This window comes from Propionibacterium sp. oral taxon 192 str. F0372, assembly GCF_000413315.1.
Classification (GTDB): domain Bacteria; phylum Actinomycetota; class Actinomycetes; order Propionibacteriales; family Propionibacteriaceae; genus Brooklawnia.
The window spans coordinates 240,815-260,390 of sequence record NZ_KE340297.1 but is presented as its reverse complement, the minus strand read 5'-3'; the positions used below and the strand labels follow the sequence as shown (position 1 = coordinate 260,390).

Genomic DNA, 19,576 nt, shown 5'->3' with positions numbered 1-19,576 from the left:
CCCGGGTGAAGCAGGAATCCGAGGTGGGGGTTAACCGCATCCACCAAATGGCGGTGCCCAACGGTACCGGATTCCCGTGCGGGTCCCACCAGCGGTTGCATGTGCTGTGTCCGCCCGCACTGTCAATCTCCTTGTTCATCTGAGCACCTCCCGATCTGGGAAACTCCTTCGTTGGAATGATGATATGTGGGCGATTCGCGTCTCTGGGATGCCAAGAAGTGGTGATCCTTCGGTATGGAGGAATTGGTACTGCACAACGTGCAATTCTGGTCGTGACGAAGATGTCGTACCAAACATTCGTCGGCACAGGGTTTGGCTGGCCCAGTCGATGGATGAGTCATTGAGGGAGAGTTGTGCGATGACTGGAATCATCCCCGTAACGTGTCCGCGCCCACCGTTGTGGGAGCAGCTTCGCTTCTGATTGGTCGAGGTCTGGCCTCTCTGACAGATTGTTCGCGCACCCAAACACACTCATCCAGCAGAAGACCCACATGGGGTCGTTCTGACACATCCGTGCGCCCGGAAACGCCGAGTGCACACGCTCAAGGAGGAGCAAATGAACCAGAACAGTGACCGTATCCGGGTGGTCCAGTGGGGCCTCGGTGCCATGGGCCAGGGCGTCGCCAAGCTCATCCTCGAAAAGGAGGGGCTGGAACTGGTAGGCGCCGTCGATATCCGGGCGGACCTGGAGGGCAAAGACATCTGCGAGGTCATCGGTGGCGAACCCACCGGGGTGACCATCACCACCGATCCAGCAGCGTTGTTGGCCAGCACGAATGCCGACGTGGTGACCATCACCACCACTTCCTGGGTGAAACAGCAGCTGCCCGATCTGAAGACCATCCTGTCGGCCGGGGTGAATGTTGTCTCCATCGCCGAGGAAATGGCTGCTCCCGAGGCGCAGAACCCCGAAATCGCCGAGGAGATCGATGCCTTGGCCAAGCAGCACGGCGTATCCATCGTCGGCGTCGGCGTCAACCCCGGATTCGTCCTCGATCATCTGATCGTCGTGCTGACCTCCGGCAGCCAGAAGGTCGAGCGCATCGAGGCCAGCCGGATCAACGACCTCAGCCCCTACGGCGAGACGGTGCTGCGCACCCAGGGTGTGGGGACCACTCCGGAGCAATTCCGGGCCGGTGTGGCGGATGGCTCGATTGTCGGCCACGTCGGATTCCCTGAATCCGTGCGGCTGATCAGCGACGCCCTGGGCCTGGGCGTGGATCGCCTGGAACAGACCATCGACCCGATCGTCAGCAAGGTCACCCGTCAGGCTCGCGACCGGGTCATCGAGCCGGGCATGGTCGCCGGATGCAACCATGTCGCCATCGGCTACCGTGGCGACACCGAGGTGATCCGGCTCAACCATCCCCAGCAGGTCGCGCCCGAGGCTGAGGATCAGGCGACCGGTGACTACATCACCATCTTCGGTGTGCCGGAGATCCACATGTCCACTGGCCCAGAGATTGCCGGCGGCATCTCTACCGCGGGCATGGCGGTGAACACCATTCCGCGCATCTTCCAGGCGACCCCGGGCCTCAAGCGTGTCATCGACCTGCCCTCGCCCAACGCCCTGATGGGGCCGTCTGCCTACGTCCGCCGGTGAATCGCCGGGCCATCACAGCTCAGGAATAGGAGGAGTCCCGATGCAGGGGACAACGGATGATCTGGTGCCGGCCGGCACCTGGGTCGAGATCCAACGAACAGTTCTGACCCCCGACCAACGTGCGGCCGGTCTTCCCCAGGAAACCGCCTGTACTCCGCTGCTGGAGTGGATCGACGGGTTCCTTGATGCGGATGCGAAGGTGGGTGATGAGGTCGTGATCAACACCATCATCGGCCGTCAGCACTCCGGTGTCCTCAACCGGGTGAACCCCGGATACACGCACAGCTTCGGTGACACCGTCCCAGAAATCCTAACCATCGGAACGGAGTACGAGTCGTGACGGACAACTCCTACCAGGCCGTGATGGCCCGCAAGAACGACATCATGAGGTCATCACTGGGGCTGGACTACGATCAGTTCAACCTCAGCCCGATCGCCTTCGACTACGAAGCCATGATGAACTCCTCGGGATACTCCTTGGAGGAGATCACCGCCATCCAGCGCGAGACTAAAGTCGGTGGGACGCCGCTGCACGAGTTGCGGCGTCTCACCGAGGCGGTGCGCCGGATCTCGGAGCCTGGCAAGGGAGCCCGGATCCTGGTGAAGGACGAGGCAGCCAATGCATCCGGCAGTTTCAAAGCTCGGCGCGCCTCAATCAGCGCTTTCGAGGCCCAGTCCAAAGGCTTCAAGGGGATGGTCACCGCCACCAGCGGCAACTATGGTGCTGCGGTCGCATCCCAGGCAGCCCAGCGAAACCTGAAATGCATCGTCGTTCAGGAGGTCTACGATTCCCAGCGTATTGGGCAGCCCGAGATCGTCGAGAAGTCCCGGGCTTGCGAGGCCTATGGGGCCGAAGTACTCAAACTGACCGTTGGTCCGGAACTGTTCTACGTGTTGTTGCGCACTTTGGAGGAAACCGGATTCTTCAATGCCAGCCTCTACACGCCCTTCGGGATCTTGGGTGTGGAGACCCTGGGTGCGGAGATCGGTGAGGAGGTGCAGGCCAGGTACGGCAAGTCTCCCGATGTGGTGGTGGTCACCAATGCAGGCGGCGGTAACCTCACCGGCACAGCCCGCGGCCTGCGCCGGGTGGGCGCCGAGGAGACCACGGTGATGGCGGTCTCGGTGGATCTGTCGGGACTCCACATGGCCTCCGACACCGCTTTCAACAACAAGTCGTTCACCACCGGTCACACCGGTTTCGGGGTTCCTTTCGCCACCTGGCCTGACCGAGTGGATGTGCCCCGCAATGCGGCTCGTGCCTTGCGCTACATGGACGGCTACCACTTGGTGACTCAGGGTGAGGTCTTCTACCTGACCGAGTTGCTTACCAAGATGGAAGGGCTGGAGCGCGGCCCTGCCGGCAACACGAGCCTTACTGCGGCGGTGGCTCTAGCCCGTCAGATGGATGAGGATCAGATCATCGTCGTGCAGGAAACCGAGTACACCGGGGCGGGTAAACACCACAACTCCCAGTTGTCTTTCGCCCGCAGCCGGGGCATTGAAGTGCGCCGCGGGGACCCCGCGGATAACGTCCCGGGCAGAACCATCGTCATCCCCGAGAGGCTGGACCAAGTGGCTGGGAAACCTCTCGATCTGGAGCGGATGCGCGCGAGCTACATCAAGCATGCGGCATCGGTGCTGCCCGTCGACCAGTGGAGTGAGGTTGACATCAACTTCCTTGCGGAAGATGCCAACACCACTTCCGAACATGTGCAGGAGATCGCAGCCGGCCTGGGTGCCGGTGGAGCGACATCGACAGGACGGAACTGACATGGAAGACACCGACCCGACGACCGAGGAGCAGGAGCGTGAAGCTCGCTTCGAGGTGTTGCGCCAGGAACTGGCGACGATGGACGACGAGGCTCTCAAAGCCCGGTTCTGGGAGCTGTGCAAGGAGGTGATGACCCCCATCGTCGAGCTTGCCCGGACCCACACCTCACCCTCGATCGAGCGCTCCGTGCTGCTGCGGATGGGGGTTGACTCGGTGACCACCCACGCGGTGGTCGAGAACGTGCTGCAGGCCGGGTTACTCGGCAAGGGAGCCGGGCACGCGGTACTGCGGGTCTCGCAGCGCGACCAGATCACCATCCCCGAGGCCGCCACCCGGATTGCCGCCGATGCCGGTGTGCTGACCGGTCTGTTCGAAGGAGCTCGCAATGACTGATCGTTTGGACCCCAACGAGAAGCTCGACATCGACCTCATCATGCAGGACCTGGCCGACTATCACCCACCCCGCAAGGGTTGGACTTGGCGGGTATGTCCTGACGAGGGCGTCGACATGGGTGGCTTCCACTACCACGACATGTCCGAGCCGCTGACCAATTCGGTGCCGATGCCTGCCGCGAAGTATTTCGAGGGTGTCGATCCACAGCCCTCCCCGGTGGTGACCTCGGAGATCGCATCCGGTCGTTTCGAGGACGACCTGCGGCGGATGAGGATGGCCGCGTGGAATGGTGCTGACCACATCATGGTGATCCGCACCACCGGCCAGTCCCACATCGACGGGCTGATGGAGGGCACTCCCGAGGGCATCGGCGGGGTACCGATCACCCGCAAGCAGTTGCGTGCCTCCCGCAAGGCATGCGATCTGGTGGAGCAGGAGGTCGGGCGGCCGATCAACTTCCACTCTTATGTGTCCGGGGTCGCCGGGCCTGAGGTTGCGGTGCTCTTCGCCGAGGAGGGCGTCAATGGGGCCCATCAGGATCCCCAGTACAACGTGTTGTACCGCAATATCAACATGTATCGTTCCTTCGTCGATGCAGCCGAGGCCAAGAAGGTGATGAGCGGGGCACGGATCTTCCAGATCGACGGTGCCCACAACGCCAATGCCACTGCCCGGCACGGCTGGAAGGTGATGCCCGAGCTGATGGTGCAGCATGGGTTGAATTCAATGTTCTCGGTGCTCGTCGGGATGCCCACCGATCTGATCGGTCTGTCGACGGTCCCCCCGAGTGCCCCACCGGCTCCCAAGCTGTGGTACGACCTGCCCTACGCGGTTGCCCTACGCGATTTCTTCTCCGAGTACCGGATGCGAGCCCAGCAGAACACCCGCTATATCGAGTCTGATATCGAAGAAGCCATCCGCACCCATGTCGTGGACACCATGATCTCCATGCTGACCAGCGCGGACATCCAGTCCACCATTACCCCGGATGAGGGCCGCAACCTGCCGTGGCACTACAACTCGGTGCGCGGTGTGCAGACCGTGAAACAGACCTGGGCGGCTCTGGACGGGATCAAGCAGTTGCTGACCATCAACCGGGAAGGCCCGCTGGGCACCATGGTGCGCGATATCAAGGAACGCGCCATCGGCTTCCTTGCCGAGATGGTCCACGCGGGTGGTTACTTCGCCGCCGTCGAGAAGGGCTTCTTCGTCGATTCTGCATTGTTCCCAGAGCGTAACCACGACGGCATTGCCCGTGACGGGTCGGGTGGCGTGGCCGCCGACACCGTCGTGGAGCGCGACCCCGACTACTTGGCTCCGGTCAGTGACCACTTCGGGTACAACAATCTGCCCGAAGGTGTCACCGATCCCAGCGAATTGATCGGTGGGGACACCTTGACCAACCCGGAGAAGATCGTTTACATCGACGAGCTTGATCCGCAGGATTCGGTCGACGCACGCCTGGCTCGTACCGCTCCCTACCGTTCCGGCACCATGCTGCGCCCGGAGGCCGAGTGGGCTGGTGACGGAGTGGCGCTGCTCCAGTTGATGTTCCCCGACAACGCGGACATCGCTCGTGAGGCGGCTCTGGAGACCGCCAAGCGGATGGGTCTGAACGAACCGGAGGTCGTCAATCTGCAAGTGTTGCAGCCCGCCGAGGGATGTTTCGTCGAGGTGAAGGGCCACGTCGGCTTCGAGATCGACAAGACCCAGCTGAAGATTCCGGAGAAGGTCGAACTGCTGCCCGAGGAGGAACTGCGCCAGGTAGTGAACCAGAACGGGATCAACGTCGTGGCCGGTACGGTCGGCGAGGATGAGCACAGCGTCGGGCTGCGTGAAATTCTCGACATCAAGCACGGTGGCCTGGAGAAATACGGCGTCAAGTACCGCTATCTGGGAACCTCTGTGCCAGTGGAGAAGATGGTCGACGCGGCTATCGAATCTGGTGCCGATGCCATTCTTATCTCCACGGTCATCTCTCACAACGAGGTGCACCGCACGATGATGAAGAAGCTGGCTGAGCTGGCTGTCGAGCGCGGCATCCGCGACAAGATGGTGCTGATCGCCGGTGGCACCCAGGTGAGCCGCGAAATGGCAGCTGAAACCGGTCTGGATGCCACCTTCGGCCGGGGCACCAAGGGCATCGATGTGCTCGACGCCATCGTGCGCACCATGCGGGAGCGGCACCTGGTCAAGGAGGCTGCCGACGCATGAAGCCCGTGGTCACCCTCGAGATTGGTTCGACGATCACCAAGGCGAATGCCTTCGAGCTGAGAGATGGTCTGCTGCACCATGTCGGCCAGGGCTTCGCACCCACCTCGGTATCCGACGGTGATGTCGGGGTGGGTGTGCAGGCGGCCTTGGAGCAGATGCACGAGCAGATGACGGTCAACGGCCGGGTCTTCGACCTGGACGCGGCCGAGATCTTCGTCAACAGCTCGGCTGCCGGTGGGCTGCGGATGAGTGTCCACGGACTGACTCGAGGGATGACCGCCAGGGCCGCCAAGGAGGCGGCCCTGGGGGCTGGCGCCATCGTCGGTCAGGTGACCGTCGGGGCGATCGACTCCTACGACCTGGAGGATCTGCACGAACTCGACCCGAACATCGTCCTGCTGGCCGGCGGGGTAGATCACGGGGAGAAACAGATCATCCTGGACAACGCCAGGAAACTTGCCTCGGCAGGGCTGTCGGCACCGGTGGTCTATGCGGGAAATGCCGCGGTGCGCCGACGGGTGCAGGACATCTTCAAGGAAGCGGGCGTGCAGTTGATGTGCGCGGACAACGTCTTCCCCGACGTCGATGTGTTGCAGATCGAGCCGGTTCGCGCCCTGATTCACGAGGTCTTCAACGAGCACATCACCAAGGCCCCGGGAATGGCGGCCCTTGCCGAGGTGTCCGATCACGACATCCTGCCCACCCCGGGAGCCGTACTGCTGGCCACCGAGATCTTCGCAGGGACCATGGGCGATGCCCTAGTGATCGATGTCGGTGGCGCCACCACCGACATCCATTCGGTCACCGATGGCAGCGCCGAGTGGACTAGTCGCTCACTGGATCCCGAGCCGCGTGCCAAGCGCACCGTCGAGGGGGATCTCGGAGTGTATGTCAACGCCCACCAGATCACGGCGATGGTCGGTGACCCGGAGGAACAGGAGCGGCTGAAGTTCCTGAGGGCGATTCCCAACGACGAGCAGGAGTCGAGCCTCACCAGGTGGCTTGCCGAACGGGCCGTGGAGGTTGGGATCCGTCGTCACGCAGGTTCGGTTACCGATCTGTTCACCCCCACCGGCAAGAAGCAGATCGTGCGTGGTAAAGATCTCACCTCGGTGCAGTGGGTAGTCGGTACCGGCGGGGCTCTGACCAAGGTCAGTGGTGGGGCCCAGATTCTGGCCGGGATCCGGCTGGGTGCAGGGGCCAGACTGCTGCCACCCCCGGAGGCCGCCATCCTCATTGACCGGGACTACCGTTTCTCCGCCTTGGGGACGGTAGCCCAGTCCTATCCCGAAGAAGTCGCGGCCACCTTCTCGGCATGGGTGGCCAGCGCTGATGTGATCCCCGGCGAAACCGTCCGGGCCCCCGAGTAGACAGCGAGAAATCATGTACGCGCCCACACCGAGGCTGGAGATTTTCGTCGACCGCATCGCCGAGAATGCTCAAGCGTTGATCGGGCAATGTGCCGATCACAGCATCAAAGTAGCGGCGGTGACGAAGGTACTCAACGCTCACCCGGCACTGCTGAGGGCTTTGATGCAGGCGGGGGTTACGATGATCGCAGATTCCCGCATCGACAACCTGAAAAGGGTGACCGAATCGGGTTTCGCGGGGCCACGCCTGCTGCTGCGCTCACCGACCCCGCGAAGCGCTGCCCAGGCCGTCCAGTGGGCCGATTGTTCGCTGAATTCTTCCAGCAGTACCGTCGCCGCACTATCCCGGGCCGCCGAGGCCGCCGGAGTCGAGCACCAGGTGGTGATGATGATCGATGTCGGCGATCTCCGCGAGGGGGTATGGCCTGATCGCGCCGTCGAGGAGGCGGTGGCGATGAGCCGACTTCCCCATGTGCAACTCGTCGGGGTAGGTACGAACCTGGCCTGCTACGGCGGGGTGCTGCCCTCGGTGACGAATATGACCAAACTCCTGGAAGTCCGTGACCAGTGCTGCGAGGCGACTGGTTTGCCGCTGGAAATCGTGTCGGGCGGCAATAGCGCAAATCTGGAGTTGATGGCCAGCGGGGACATGCCTGCCGGGATCAACCAGCTGCGGCTTGGTGAATCGATCATCTTGGGACGCAACACCCTCGATCGAGAGGCCTGGGTGGGAACCCGCCAGGACACGGTCCGTGTGGTGGGCGAGGTCATCGAGGTGGCCCGGAAGCCTTCGGTGCCCCTCGGGGAAACCGGTCAGGATGCCTTCGGCAACCATCCCGAGTTCGTCGACCGGGGAGTGCGAACCAGGGCGATCTGCAATCTGGGACGTCAGGACGTTGTGCCGGAGGCTATCACCCCCACTGACCTGGGGATCATCGTGCTGGGTGCCAGCAGCGACCACCTCATCCTTGATGTCACCGATGCTGCCTCACCGGTGCATCTGGGCGATGAGATCGGGTTCTGGCCGCAGTATTCGGCCCTGCTGGCGGCTAGCACCTCGATTCATGTGCACACCGTGGCGGTGAATGGATCATGAGCTTCCACCCACCGAGAGGATCCCACATCGGCTGGCGTGCCCAGCCATGGCCCAACAGCCCACCAGGGTGAGGCCCAACCATGTTGCGTCGGCAATCTGTGCCTCATTCGATATCGGCCGTCCCAACACCCGCGAACCCTGATCGGCAGTGCAGCGATCAGATCCACCGCTTGTCGCCGATGCCCCCGTCGGGAGGCAGCAGACCCCACCCCCGAGATTCAATTCGATGTTCACACACGTACAAGGGAGTACCCTGTGAGTCAGACAGATCCTCACGTCGCGACCAGCACTGCGACCTCGGATGAGGACCGCGAACTGCAACGCGGTCTGAGCAACCGCCATCTTCAGCTGATGGCACTGGGCGGAGCCATCGGCACCGGCATGTTCATGGGTTCCAGCCGAACCATCAACGTCGCCGGGCCTTCCAGCATGCTGGTCTATGCCTTCATCGGCATGTTCTTGTACTTCATGATGCGGGCCATGGGAGAAATGCTCCTGTCGAACCTGAAGTACAAATCTTTCCGGGACATTGCGGAACACATCCTCGGCCCGGCGGGTGGTTTCATCGCCGGATGGACCTACTGGTTCGGCTGGATTGTGGCTGCCATGGGTGACCTGGCGGCCATCACCGGCTACGCCCAGTACTGGTGGCCCGATGTGCCTAAGTGGCTGCCCGCCGCGATCCTCTCCTTCACGGTGTTCATCCTCAATGTCGTGGCCGTGCGCTTGTTTGGTGAGGCCGAGTTCTGGTTTGCGATGATCAAGCTGGTTGCTGTCGGTGCCTTGATTATCGTTGCAGCTTGGCTGCTGGCCACCGGTTTTGTCGGGCCCACCGGTGACAAAGCCCAGCTCGCGAATCTATGGAACGATGGCGGTTTCTTCCCCAACGGTCCGCTCGGCTTCCTCGCCGGATTCCAGATCGCCTTCTTCGCCTTCGTCGGCCTGGAGGTCGTGGGTACCGCAGCTGCCGAGACCCGCAACCCGGAGAAGAACCTGCCCATGGCCATTAATGCCATCCCGGTGCGACTCGCCTTGTTCTACGTGCTGGCCCTAGCCGCGATCTGCGTTGTCATCCCGTGGCGTTCGGTGGTTCCCGGCGAGAGCCCCTTCGTTGCGGTCTTCGGCCTGGCAGGGTTCGGTGCTGCGGCTTCGGTAATGAACTTCGTGCTGTTGACCGCAGCAGCTTCCTCGGACAACTCCGGCATCTATTCCACATCCCGGATGATGTATGGCCTAGCCCGTGATGGACAGGCGCCGAAGGGGTTCGGGAAACTTTCCACGCGGGACGTCCCACAGAACGCGCTCATCGTCTCCTGCATCATGCTGTTCGGCGGTGTTGTCTTCCTCTACACCTCCGACACGATCATCGAGGCCTTCACCCTGGTCACCTCGGTTGCCTCGTTGCTCTTCTTGTTCACCTGGTGTCTGATCGTGATCTGCTACGTCGTCTACCGGCGCAAATACCCCGAACTGCACGAGAAGTCCACCTTCAAGATGCCCGGTGGGGTGGTCATGGCATGGATCGTCATTTTCTTCTTCCTCGCCAGCGTCGTCATCTTGTGCTTCGAGGAGGAGACCCGCAGGGCAGTCTTCGTCACCCCGATCTGGTTCTTGCTCATCATCGTTGCCTACCTCATCCACTCCCGCAGGCGCCGCAACGCCGGTACTAGCACGGCTGTGAGCACCGGAAGGTAGACATGAGTGCTGAACGCGTCGCCCTGGTCACCACCGACGCACGGTTTCTCGGTGATCAGGAACGCGATATCGGCATCCTGGCTGATCGCTTGGGCGACCGCGGCCTGGAGGTGAGCACCCCCATCTGGCATGATCCTGCGGTGGCCTGGGAGGACTTCGATGTGGCCATCATGCGGTCTCCGTGGGACTACCCAGGCCGGGTTGAGGAGTTCATGACCTGGCTCGACGACGTCTCGACCAGAGTACCCGTGCTCAACCCGCCCGAGTTGATTCGCTGGGACATGGACAAGCGCTACCTGGTTGATCTTGCCGAGGCCGGGGTGCCGTGTGCCCCTTTCGAGATCTGCGAAACCCGCGATGCCGTCGTGGCGGCTCTTGGGAAGCTGGGGAGCAGCGATGCCATCGTGAAGCCGACGGTCTCGGCTGGTTCGGCGAATACCGGGTGGTTCGCGGCCGATGACCCTGCGGCACTTGAATTGGCCGGGCACATCTTGGCCATCGGGAAGGCGGTGCTGGTTCAACCCGCGATCGCCGACGTGGTGCAGGGTGGTGAGAATGCCCTGATCTTCTTCAACGGGGCCTTCGCCGGTTCCTTCCACAAGGGACCGATCCTCACCCACGGCGGTGGCTACATCGGTGGCAGCTACACCGAGGACATCACCCGGGGGCATCCGAGCGATGCCGAGATGGCCCTCGGCGAACAGGTGATGGCTGCCCTCGCCAGCATCGGTGCGGCCAAGGGATGGCCGCCGGATGCCTGCCATCCCCTCTATGCCAGGCTCGACCTGGCGCTCGCTGGGGGACGCGATCCGATGGTTCTGGAAATTGAGGCCTTCGAGCCAGCGTATTTCGTCGACATCGTCCCGGAGGTCGCCGATCGCTTCGCCGACGCGGTGGTGGCCTGGCTGGCTGCCCGCTGAGATCGTAACGGGTGGGGGAGTGCAGTGCTCCCCCACCCGTTCGTCGTCCTCTAGGACTCGGAGCGCGCCGCCTCAGCGCACATGGTCACTGGCCTGTTTGACGCGACGCCATTGGGCGATCGAATCATCGACGCGTTCCTGCATCTGCGACATGATCTGCTCTCGGTCGGAGTAGATGGCGCCTAATTGCTGATTGACGTGCTGGGTGACCTCATCGAGGCGTGCCCTGACGGCATCGACATCCATTCTCGGGCGTCCGATTTCGTCGAGCACCCCCTGCACGGCTTGGGCGACGGCCTCTGCCAGACGATCGGGCTTGATGAGCCCGTAGGTCACCCGGTCGATGTCGACATTCGTGACCTTGCCGTCGGTTATCTCAATGGCGACGGTCCGGTCCTTCGATTCCGAGATCATGGATGCCTTTCGGTGGGTGTTGGGGCCAATCGACGCCGGGAAGGTGTCTTCTCGGGCGGGGTCGGTGATGCTCATGGGTGTTCCGGTGTGGGGTTGGGGGTGCGTGGTTGGGGTTCGTAGTTGAAGTACAGTTCCAGAATGTCTTGGGCTGCTGCTTGGACTGTGGGGCGGCCGTGTTCGCGCCGGTCGAGCAGGATTTCTTCGAGGTTGTTGTTGTCGAAGTCGAGTTGGATGATGCCGTGCATTTGGGCGCCTTCTTGGAGGGTTTCTTCTTGGTGCCAGATTTCCATGAGGCGGTCGAGGGATTCGGTGTCTCGTTTGGCGAGGATGATGGAGGCTCGTTTGATGACGCCGAGGTCGACGTCGTCGAGCATGGCGAGTAACTCGTCGCGGGCCTGGTCGCCGGGGGTGTTGGCTAGGCGCGGTAGGTCTTCGTCTCGTTGATAGGACAGGGCGACTTTGGTATCCCAGTCGGGGTCGGTGATGCTCATGGGTGTTCCGGTGTGGGGTTGGGGGTGCGTGGTTGGGGTTCGTAGTTGAAGTACAGTTCCAGAATGTCTTGGGCTGCTGCTTGGACTGTGGGGCGGCCGTGTTCGCGCCGGTCGAGCAGGATTTCTTCGAGGTCGTGTCCATCGAACTCGAGTTGGATGATGCCGTAGATCTGGGCGCCTTCTTGGAGGGTTTCTTCTTGGTGCCAGATTTCCATGAGGCGGTCGAGGGATTCGGTGTCTCGTTTGGCGAGGATGATGGAGGCTCGCTCAATGACGCCGAGGTCGACGTCGTCGAGCATGGCGAGCAATTCGTCGCGGGCCTGGTCGCCGGGGGTGTTGGCTAGGCGCGGTAGGTCTTCGTCTCGTTGATAGGACAGGGCGACTTTGGTATCCCAGTCGGGGTCAGTAATGCTCATGGAATCTCCTCGGGGTATGCCTCGCGGATGGTGGACCTGTCCTCTCGTGTACGGGTCACCCCAGTGGTGGGGTTGGTGTTCTTGGTGTAGTAGACGACGTGTGGGGTCTCGATATGCCTGCCGAGCTTCTTGTCGTAGTGGGCCCGCCCGGTTAGGTCGACGCGCTTGGTGATGTATCCGTCGGCGCCGTAGACGGCATAGCCACTCATCTCACCGGTCTGCGCATTGGTGTGCACATAGACCGTTCCGGGGTCGGCCTGGGGCGGGAACTGTCGTCTCCCACGTGGGCTTTCCTGGGCCATCGCCAGCCGCTCTGTGATCGGGGTGGTGTCTTCGGGCAGGTGCACCCCATCGGGGGAATTGTGGATCGGTCGGGCATCCAGCAACTCGATGGCTGCTTGGCAAAGCTGCCCAACGAATCCTGCCGCGTCAACCCCCAGCCCGTTGAGCAGAGAGAGCACCAGATCATGGGCTTCGCGGCATAGCACGCGGATCTTTTCGGTGACTTCTTGCAGGATGAGCGCTGCCTCCGGGTAGCCGGCATTGATGAGGAGTTGAACCTCGTATTCCAGACAGTAGTGCTGGACGAGTAGGTAGTAGATGGTCAGCTTGTAGGTGACCAGATAGGCAGCAGCCGAGAAATTTGACACAGAATGGACCAGGGCCAACTGTGCGGAGAGCTGCATGTGCCCACCGGCCCCGCCCACGCGTTGCCACCATGCTGAGAAGGCGGTCAACCCGGGGGAGGTGTTTGTGCCCATCATCGTCACCACTGCGGCGCTGGTTGTGGCCTGGTTGAGACCGGCGGCGGAGTTGAAGTCGTGCCAAGCACGAGCCTTCTCGGCGATCCGGGTCTCGTCGCACTCCGGCCAGGTCACATCTACTGCGCCCAAGGCCGGGCGAAGGAAGCTGGGAAGTGGCAGTCCCATGATCAGACCAATCCTAGGGAGAGGAGTAGCTCGCTGATCTGTTGTACCGTGCCAAGGTTGTCGAACTCCGTGTTGCGGTAGGCCCTGGCCATCTCGTGGACGACGAAACCGGTCTCCGCGATGCACTGACCGGTCCGGTCGATGTAGTCGAGGGATGGGGCGACGCAACTCTCATGCATCTTCAGTAGCGCAGTGCCGAGATCGTCGTCGCCATAGCAATCGGTCTCGTCGGCCATCGGGCGGACCCTCGCTAGATCCTCGCGCCAAGTGCTTCCACCGTCGCAGATGGCCGAGCCACAAGCATGGATTTCGTCGGGGTGAACGATGCTCGTCATGAACAGCAGTGTAGGGGCCACCAATGACAAGAAAATACCGGCCTTACTCCGCAAGCCGACGCAGCACTTGATGGCTACTGGGTTCAGTACTTCCCAGTGATGGCCATGCGCATCGGGTGCATCTTGGCGTCGGTTTCCACCAACTCAAAATGTGGGTCGGAAGAGGCCACCACTCCGGCACCGGCGTAGATCGTCATCCGGGAATGATCGTCCGGATCAAGCTGGCCGCACCTCAGGGCCAAGGCCCATTCCCCGTCGCCGCGGGTGTCCATCCACCCCGTCGGCCCCGCGTAACGACCGCGGTCCATCCGCTCGTAGGATGCGATCAGGTCGCGGGCCACATCCGTCGGCGTACCGCAAACCGCGGCCGTGGGATGCAGCGTGTTTGCCAGCGACAGAGTGGAGACCTCTGGATCAGAGATCCCGCACACGTCGGTGGCCAGGTGCATCACATTTGGCAGAGTCAGCACGTAGGGGGCCTCCGGTACGTGCAGGCCACGCAGTTGAGTGCCCAGAGTGTCGATCACCGAGGCCACCGCGTAGCCGTGCTCGGCCAGGTCTTTGGTAGATGCGATGAGACGCGAGGCTTGGTAGGCGTCGTCGATGGAATCCAGCCGGGCCATCGTCCCGGCTAGCACCCGGGATGTGGTCATCCCGTCGCAGCGGCGCACGAGCATCTCCGGGGTGGATCCGACGAGCCCGTCGATCAGGTAGTTCCAGCAGCCGCCGAAGTTCTGCGCCAGGTTGCCGAGCACGAAACGTGGGTCGAAGCTCGTTGTGGTAGTGGCCACCACATCGCGAGCCAGTACTACCTTCTCCGCCTCGCCGGCCTGGATCCTGGTGATGATCTCGCGCAGCGAGTCCAACCAGTCCTGTTCAGAGCACGAGCCTTCACAGAAGGTGACTTCCTCGGGGGGTTGTGGGGCCGGTGCGCGAGGTGGCATCTTCGGGGTCACCCGGTCAAGACCCAATTGGGTCATCCAACACACTCCGCCGCGGCGTCCGATGATCGTACGGGGCACCACCATCACCGATGTGGTTGTGCTGTGCAAGGGATCGAAGCAGAAAGACCCGTGAACGATGGGGCCAGTGCCGTAGGTGCCGGGGATCTCCGACTCATCCTCGATCTGCCCGGCGAATTCCTTCCACCAAGCCTCGGCATCGTTGATTGATGAGGTCTCGAACCGGGTTATCTCGCCCAGGGCGACGAATCCGTCCCTGCCACGCAGGAAGGCCGCATCCCGCGGCCCCAGGAAATCGACGAGCGACCCAGGGTCATCAATGCTCACCGTGGAGGCGTGCAGTCGAGATGAGCCGGGATTGACGATCACGGGCCACAGGCTACCGGAATCGGCAGATGAACGCCCCTGTGGTTGGGCAACCTGGCGGCACTGCCGGGTTACGTCGACTTCACTGGAACCCTTGGGTAGACTGCCCGGGCGGAGCGGCGAAGGGGACAGATGTGTCACAGGTGACATCCACGGTCAGGGGCCCCCGGGCGTCGCTGCTCGACACCGAGACCCCCACAGGCGATCAGCAGGCCGAGGTAATCGTCGTCGGTGCAGGGCCTGCCGGATCAGCCACGGCCACTTTCCTGGCCCGCTACGGGGTTGATGTCGTCCTGCTCGATAAGGCGAGATTTCCCCGCGACAAGATTTGCGGCGACGGACTCACCCCGCGTTCGGTGCGGATGCTGGCCAGGCTGGGCATCGACACCAGTCCGGAGGCCGGGTGGCATCATCTCAAGGGACTGCGCGTCTATGGGGGCCGTGTCGGTCAACTCGATATGGAATGGCCGGTGCTCAAGGACTTCCCCAACTACGGGCTGGTCTGCCCGCGCATCGTGCTCGACGACCTGCTGGCGGGCAATGCCGTGGAGGCCGGAGCCAAGCTGTACACCGGAGTACGGGTCACCGAGCCAGTCATCGACGCCACCGGACACGTCAAGGGGGTGAAGGACGCCACCGGACGTGTCTGGTCAGCCCCCGTCGTCGTGGCTGCCGACGGCAATTCGGCGCGGCTGGCGGTCAATGCGGGCCGTTCGCACGACACCAGGGCTCCCATGGGGGTAGCGGTGCGTGCTTACTACGAATCGCCGAAACACGACATGGAGTGGATCGAATCCTGGTTGGAACTGCGCGACGGCACCGATCTGCTGCCCGGCTACGGGTGGGCCTTCCCAACAGGAGCAGGGACCGTCAACGTCGGGCTGGGCATGCTCAACTCCTCGGCGGCTTTCGGCAATACCGATTACCGCGAATTGCAGCGACGCTGGCTGGCCAGCACCCCGCCGGAATGGGGGTTCACCGAAGTTAACCGGGTTACCGAGATTCGTGGGGCCGCTCTGCCGATGTGTCTCAACCGGCAGCCCCTGTACGCTGACGGGTTGTTGCTCGTCGGGGACGCGGCCGGGATGATTTCCCCCTTCAACGGTGAGGGCATCGACTATGCGATGGAGGCGGGACAGTACGCGGCGACGGCGATCGTCGACGCGAAGTCCCGCGGCTTCGGCACTTCTGGGGCCGAACTAGCCCTGAACAACTACGGCGTGGTTGTCAAGGAAGCCTGGGGTAGCCATTACCGGCTTGGCAAAGCATTCGTGAAGCTGATCGGGAACCCGAGGATCATGCATCTGTGTGTACACTATGGCTTGTCGAATCGCAGATTGATGATTTTAGTAAACAAATTGTTGGCTAATTTGACGGATCGCCATGACGGGGACGTCTATGACAAAATCATCAATTCGTTGGAGAAATTGGCACCATCTGGGTGAGATTTGGGGCTGGTTGGACCACAATAGTGATGTGTCGACGGGAATCGGCGGTGATTCCGGGTCGCAACGCATCCGAGAGATGATCAACGGAAGGGGTGGGCGACGATGAGCCCATACATCCCATTGGCGGGGCTTATGGTGCTCGCCATCGTCTTCTGTGCGGCGGCCATACCGCTGTCCACCATCATCGGGCCAGCGAGGTACAACAAGTCGAAGTACGACTCCTTCGAATGCGGCATCCAGGCGACCCCGGCTCCGGCCAGCGGTGGCCGGTTCTCGGTGAAGTACTACGTCACCGCGATGCTGTTCATCATGTTCGACATCGAGATTGTCTTCCTTTACCCGTGGGCGGTTGCCTTCGGGCACCTCGACAACCTCGGGGTGATCGCGATGATCGACTTCATCATCACCGTCTTTGTCGCCTACTACTTCGTGCTCCGCCGTGGCGGGCTCGAGTGGGACTGAGGAAGGGGATCATTCGTGGGTATCGAGGAAAAGGTTCCGGCAGGGATCCTGCTCACCACAGTGGAAGCCATTGCGGGCTGGACCCGCAAGGCCTCTTTCTGGCCATTAACCATGGGTCTTGCCTGCTGTGCCATCGAGATGATGCAGTTCGGCGGCCCCCGGCACGACGGTGCCCGGTGGGGTCAGGAGGTGTTCCGCGCGTCCCCGCGACAAGCTGATCTGATGATCGTCTCCGGTCGGCTGTCACACAAGATGGCGCCGGTGGTGCGTCAGATGTGGGACCAGATGCCCGGCCCCAAGTGGTGCATCTCCATGGGTGCGTGTGCCTCCACCGGTGGCATGTTCAACAACTACGCGATAGTCCAGGGCGTCGACCACATCGTTCCGGTCGACATCTACATCCCCGGCTGCCCGCCCCGGCCTGACATGCTCATTGACGCCATCTTCAAGCTGCGCGCAAAGGAAGTCCAGTGGGCTCCGATCGGTGCCGATCGGATCAAGGCGATTGAGGAGAACGAGGCTGCGGCCCTGGCCGCACCCGCACTGGTTGAGCAGAAGGGACTCATGCGATGACCGAGACCTCTGAGACCACCCCCGCTGGGGAGGTCGTCAACGCATCGGAGACCGCCGCGCTCCAGTTCCCCTTTCTGTCCAAGGTCTTCGTTGACGGTGCCCCTGCCCCGGCTCCGGTGATCGGCGAACGTAAGGGCATGTGGGGTTCGGGTAGCGGTTCCTCGGATACCTCCGGGTTCAACAATATGACTCGCCAGGTGTGCCTGGGTGGCGAGGTAAACGTCCCCTTCGGCGGTTGGTTTGATGCAGTCGCCAATCGGATGGCTGAACTTGTGCCGCATTTTGCCCACCGGGTCACCGTGTGGCGCGACAAGATCACCTTCCATGTCGTTTCCGACAAGCTCGTTGAGCTGTGCAAGGCACTGCGCGACGACGAGGAATTGCGCTTCGAGGTGTGCGTCGGCATGAACGGGGTGCACTATCCCAACGACGTGGATGCTGAATTGCACGCGGTATACATGCTGCTCAGCTACACCCACAACCGGCGCATCTGCCTGGAGGCCAGCTGCCCCGAGGCCGATCCGCACATCCCATCGGTTACCTCGGTGTACCCGATGGTGAATTACCACGAGCGCGAGGCCTACGACATGTTCGGCATCGTCTTCGACGGGCATCCAGGTCTCACCCGCATCCTCATGCCCGACGACTGGGCTGGTCACCCGCAGCGCAAGGACTATCCGCTGGGTGGGGTGCCTATTGAGTACAAGGGTGCGGTCGTCCCCCCGGTCAACGAACGCAGGAGCTACCAGCAATGACTGATACCGTGGGTTTCTCCGCCGACCAGGATCTGTTCGCCGTTCCCGGTGAACCCGCCATTGACCAGGCCTATCTGGCCCAGGGCGGTGACTGGAAGGAGATCATCGAATCGCAACGCGAGCGGGCCGACGAGATCATTGTCGTCAACATGGGGCCGGTGCATCCCTCGACCCATGGCGTGATGCGTCTGGTCATTGAGATGGACGGTGAGACGGTCGTCTCATTGCGCCCGGCGATCGGCTATCTGCACACCGGTATTGAGAAATCGGCCGAATTCCGCACGTGGACTCAGGGCTCTACCTTCGCCACCCGGATGAACTACGTCTCGGGCATTCACAACGAGGCGGTTTTCTCTTTGGCCGTCGACGAATTGCTCGGAATCACCGACCGGATGCCGCGCAGGGCCACCCAGCTTCGGGTGCTGGCCATGGAGACCAACCGCATTGCATCCCACCTCACTGCTGTCGGGGCCAACTGCTTGGAACTCGGTGCCACGTCCCCCCAAGAGGTCGGCCTGCGTGAAAGAGAGCGGTTGCTGGAGTTCACCGAGGCCTGGACTGGCCTGCGGATGAACAACGCCTACATCCGCCCCGGTGGGGTGCAAAACGACCTGCCCACCGATGGCATCGAACTGCTTGACGAGTTGATCAAGCAAATGAAGATCAACATCCCCGAGATCGCCGGGTTCATGCTGGACAATCCCATCTTCAAGCTGCGCACCCAGAACGTGGGCGTGATGGATCTGTCCACCTGCATGATGCTCGGGGCAACCGGTCCGGTACTGCGGGCCGCCGGATATCCATGGGATCTGCGCAAAGCCCAGCCCTATCTCGGTTATGAGCACTACGACTTCGAGGTTTGCTACGAGAAAAGCTGCGATGCTTACGCCCGCTTCAAGATCCGCTGCGACGAGATGATGCAGTCGATCCGCATCGTCGAGCAGGTGCGAGACGAACTCGTCGAATCGGCGGGGGAGCCTTACCGTATCCAGGATCCGGAGCTCGAATGGCCCTCCGACCTCACCGTGGGCGCCGACGGGCAGGGCAACTCTAATGAGCACATCAAGCACATCATGGGTGAATCCATGGAGGCGTTGATCCACCACTTCAAGAAGGTCACCCAGGGCTTCCACGTTCCGGCTGGCCAGGTTTATACCGCCATTGAGGGCCCCTCAGGCGAGTTGGGTATGCACCTGGTCTCCGACGGCGGTACTCGTCCGTACCGGATGCACATGCGCGACCCAGGCTTCCACCACATTCAGACCCTGCCGATCATGTCCGAGGGAGCGATGCTCTCCGATGTGTTCATGGCACTGGCCTCCCTTGACCCGGTGATGGGTGGTGTCGACCGATGATTTC

General features: G+C 62.2%; 20 protein-coding genes. 14 read left to right on the top strand and 6 right to left on the bottom strand.

Annotated features, from left to right (window positions below):
* The first annotated feature begins 556 nt into the window (after positions 1-556).
* The 9 genes from ord (at position 557) to HMPREF1531_RS01200 (ending at position 11,066) form a co-directional block, all read left to right on the top strand.
* Positions 557-1,603, top strand: coding sequence for a 2,4-diaminopentanoate dehydrogenase (gene ord / locus HMPREF1531_RS01240; protein WP_016668071.1), 1,047 nt, complete (start codon positions 557-559; stop codon positions 1,601-1,603).
* 40 nt (positions 1,604-1,643) lie between these two features.
* Positions 1,644-1,943, top strand: coding sequence for a 2-amino-4-oxopentanoate thiolase subunit OrtA (ortA, locus tag HMPREF1531_RS01235; protein WP_016668070.1), 300 nt, complete (start codon positions 1,644-1,646; stop codon positions 1,941-1,943).
* Positions 1,940-3,376: a 2-amino-4-oxopentanoate thiolase subunit OrtB gene (gene ortB / locus HMPREF1531_RS01230; RefSeq protein ID WP_016668069.1), complete on the top strand. Its 1,437-nt coding sequence runs from the start codon at positions 1,940-1,942 to the stop codon at positions 3,374-3,376. The genes ortA and ortB overlap by 4 nt, the downstream gene beginning before the upstream one ends.
* Position 3,377: 1 nt before the next feature.
* Entirely contained in the window at positions 3,378-3,770 is a 393-nt protein-coding gene (locus HMPREF1531_RS01225) for an ornithine aminomutase subunit alpha (protein WP_016668068.1), read from the top strand.
* Positions 3,763-5,985, top strand: a complete 2,223-nt coding sequence (gene oraE, locus HMPREF1531_RS01220; RefSeq protein ID WP_016668067.1) for a D-ornithine 4,5-aminomutase subunit OraE — start codon at positions 3,763-3,765, stop codon at positions 5,983-5,985. Before HMPREF1531_RS01225 ends, oraE begins: the two co-directional genes overlap by 8 nt.
* A complete protein-coding gene (locus HMPREF1531_RS01215) occupies positions 5,982-7,355 on the top strand; it encodes a glutamate mutase L (protein ID WP_016668066.1) in 1,374 nt (457 codons plus the stop codon). The genes oraE and HMPREF1531_RS01215 overlap by 4 nt, the downstream gene beginning before the upstream one ends.
* A 13-nt stretch (positions 7,356-7,368) precedes the next feature.
* On the top strand, positions 7,369-8,451 hold the full coding sequence (locus tag HMPREF1531_RS01210; RefSeq protein WP_016668065.1) for an alanine/ornithine racemase family PLP-dependent enzyme: 1,083 nt from the start codon (positions 7,369-7,371) through the stop codon (positions 8,449-8,451).
* Positions 8,452-8,706: 255 nt separating this feature from the next.
* Positions 8,707-10,146, top strand: coding sequence for an amino acid permease (locus tag HMPREF1531_RS01205; RefSeq protein ID WP_016668064.1), 1,440 nt, complete (start codon positions 8,707-8,709; stop codon positions 10,144-10,146).
* A 2-nt stretch (positions 10,147-10,148) separates the two neighbouring features.
* The gene (locus HMPREF1531_RS01200; RefSeq protein WP_016668063.1) at positions 10,149-11,066 is read left to right on the top strand and encodes an ATP-grasp domain-containing protein; all 918 of its coding nucleotides are present in this window, start codon (positions 10,149-10,151) and stop codon (positions 11,064-11,066) included.
* Between the two features lie 72 nt (positions 11,067-11,138).
* Here the strand turns inward: HMPREF1531_RS01200 and HMPREF1531_RS01195 are convergent, their stop codons facing one another.
* From HMPREF1531_RS01195 to HMPREF1531_RS01170, 6 genes are all read right to left on the bottom strand, one after another.
* On the bottom strand, positions 11,139-11,555 hold the full coding sequence (locus HMPREF1531_RS01195) for a hypothetical protein (protein ID WP_016668062.1): 417 nt from the start codon (positions 11,553-11,555) through the stop codon (positions 11,139-11,141).
* Positions 11,552-11,971 (bottom strand): hypothetical protein, encoded by a 420-nt coding sequence (locus HMPREF1531_RS01190; RefSeq protein ID WP_016668061.1) that lies wholly within the window; start codon positions 11,969-11,971, stop codon positions 11,552-11,554. The genes HMPREF1531_RS01195 and HMPREF1531_RS01190 overlap by 4 nt, the downstream gene beginning before the upstream one ends.
* A complete protein-coding gene (locus HMPREF1531_RS01185) occupies positions 11,968-12,387 on the bottom strand; it encodes a hypothetical protein (RefSeq protein ID WP_016668060.1) in 420 nt (139 codons plus the stop codon). Before HMPREF1531_RS01185 ends, HMPREF1531_RS01190 begins: the two co-directional genes overlap by 4 nt.
* Positions 12,384-13,316, bottom strand: a complete 933-nt coding sequence (locus tag HMPREF1531_RS01180) for a polymorphic toxin type 24 domain-containing protein (protein ID WP_016668059.1) — start codon at positions 13,314-13,316, stop codon at positions 12,384-12,386. The genes HMPREF1531_RS01185 and HMPREF1531_RS01180 overlap by 4 nt, the downstream gene beginning before the upstream one ends.
* A 2-nt stretch (positions 13,317-13,318) precedes the next feature.
* The gene (locus HMPREF1531_RS01175; protein WP_156860125.1) at positions 13,319-13,651 is read right to left on the bottom strand and encodes a hypothetical protein; all 333 of its coding nucleotides are present in this window, start codon (positions 13,649-13,651) and stop codon (positions 13,319-13,321) included.
* An 83-nt stretch (positions 13,652-13,734) separates the two neighbouring features.
* On the bottom strand, positions 13,735-14,982 hold the full coding sequence (locus HMPREF1531_RS01170) for an isochorismate synthase (RefSeq protein WP_016668057.1): 1,248 nt from the start codon (positions 14,980-14,982) through the stop codon (positions 13,735-13,737).
* 140 nt (positions 14,983-15,122) lie between these two features.
* Between HMPREF1531_RS01170 and HMPREF1531_RS01165 the strand changes: the two genes are divergently transcribed.
* The 5 genes from HMPREF1531_RS01165 to HMPREF1531_RS01145 all read left to right on the top strand — a co-directional run bounded on the left by HMPREF1531_RS01165 (position 15,123) and on the right by HMPREF1531_RS01145 (position 19,572).
* Positions 15,123-16,424 carry a geranylgeranyl reductase family protein gene (locus tag HMPREF1531_RS01165; RefSeq protein WP_442852396.1) on the top strand — a complete coding sequence of 434 codons (1,302 nt, stop codon included), beginning with the start codon at positions 15,123-15,125 and terminating at the stop codon, positions 16,422-16,424.
* A 105-nt stretch (positions 16,425-16,529) separates the two neighbouring features.
* A complete protein-coding gene (locus tag HMPREF1531_RS01160; RefSeq protein ID WP_016668055.1) occupies positions 16,530-16,889 on the top strand; it encodes an NADH-quinone oxidoreductase subunit A in 360 nt (119 codons plus the stop codon).
* A gap of 15 nt (positions 16,890-16,904) precedes the next feature.
* Positions 16,905-17,462 carry an NADH-quinone oxidoreductase subunit B gene (locus tag HMPREF1531_RS01155; RefSeq protein ID WP_016668054.1) on the top strand — a complete coding sequence of 186 codons (558 nt, stop codon included), beginning with the start codon at positions 16,905-16,907 and terminating at the stop codon, positions 17,460-17,462.
* On the top strand, positions 17,459-18,217 hold the full coding sequence (locus HMPREF1531_RS01150; RefSeq protein WP_016668053.1) for an NADH-quinone oxidoreductase subunit C: 759 nt from the start codon (positions 17,459-17,461) through the stop codon (positions 18,215-18,217). The genes HMPREF1531_RS01155 and HMPREF1531_RS01150 overlap by 4 nt, the downstream gene beginning before the upstream one ends.
* On the top strand, positions 18,214-19,572 hold the full coding sequence (locus tag HMPREF1531_RS01145) for an NADH-quinone oxidoreductase subunit D (protein WP_016668052.1): 1,359 nt from the start codon (positions 18,214-18,216) through the stop codon (positions 19,570-19,572). Before HMPREF1531_RS01150 ends, HMPREF1531_RS01145 begins: the two co-directional genes overlap by 4 nt.
* The last annotated feature ends 4 nt before the right edge of the window (positions 19,573-19,576 follow it).